Source organism: Streptomyces sp. NPDC058964 (genome assembly GCF_042741275.1).
Lineage (GTDB): Bacteria > Actinomycetota > Actinomycetes > Streptomycetales > Streptomycetaceae > Streptomyces.
Genome location: NZ_JBHYKH010001057.1, coordinates 1 through 1,083 on the forward strand (window position 1 = coordinate 1; position 1,083 = coordinate 1,083).

At 67.1% G+C, this 1,083-nt stretch carries 1 protein-coding gene; it reads left to right on the forward strand.

Annotated elements, in window-relative coordinates; genetic code table 11:
- Positions 1 to 208 precede the first annotated feature (208 nt).
- Positions 209 to 820: a hypothetical protein gene (locus ACFW2E_RS47630; RefSeq protein WP_384478603.1), complete on the forward strand. Its 612-nt coding sequence runs from the start codon at positions 209 to 211 to the stop codon at positions 818 to 820.
- The last annotated feature ends 263 nt before the right edge of the window (positions 821 to 1,083 follow it).

Here is a 1,083-nt window from a genome sequence, read left to right on the forward strand (position 1 = left end):
CCCCACGGTCTACGTCGCCGCCGTCCCGCTGAATCACTTCCCGCCTCTTCGCTTTCGGCCGGACAGCACGCGCTCCCGGCCGGACCGCTGGCGGAGTCGCCTACGCAGGCCACGCCGCCGCCTTCGCAGCGTCAGGAGCTGACGGCCACGGCCGACTCGCTGTTGGGATCGGCCCAATGGAGTTGGTCCAGTCGGCATGATGATCGTCATGCAACCTGAAGTGCTCTCCGGTCTGATCGGTTTCGGCGGTGCCCTCGTGGGTGGTGCGGCGTCCTTCGGGGGCGTGTGGCTCACTCTGTCCCACCAGAGAAAGCTGGCCAGGGAGGCCCGTCTCGCCGAGATCGGCCAGGAAGCGGCGGACAAGGCCCTGAACGAACTGATCACGCTCGGGGAGTTCCTAAGTTCAGTCGGGAGTGACGTCGCCACGATGCCCACGGACGAGCGGGCGTCGTACCTGGACACCGTGTTTGGCCACATGGAGAACGTCGAGAGGGCTGTGGCCCGAATCCCGAACCGGGAACTCCGAGACCGTGTGAAGTCCCTCCTCATCGTCATGCGCCGGTTCCGGGCCGCCGGTGTCCGACACTTCTTCGCGGTGAGTTGGCTTGCGGAGCTGACGGACGAGCTGACCGACCTCTTGTCGGCCTACATCCGCTCCGATCCGCTTCCGTCGCTCTCCTCCCGGACGGAAGAGAAGCAGCGCAGGGCCGCCCAGCACGAGCTGGCTCAGCGGCGTCGCTTCGAGCTGATGCGGGACCCCGAGCCCGCCAACGTCGACCCCCGAGAGGAGGATGCCGACGACGATGGTCCGGCGACATGACTCCGGTCAGAACGGGTGCTTGCGCTTTAGTACTCCAGCTGCACTTCTCCATATGCCCTGGTCACGGGGCCCTTTCGGAGTCTAGTTGGCTGACGCTACATCAGGTTGGTGGTGGTTCGTGACTCACTCGATCGGGGCGCGTGCGGCGCTGATAGTGGCAGCAGCGGGCGATGGCCTGGTGGCGTCGGCGCCAGCGGGACCAGTAGAGCCGCCGCGCGGGCGACCGGTGCCGGGCCGAGGGGGGATGGGCAAGGTCCAGGAGC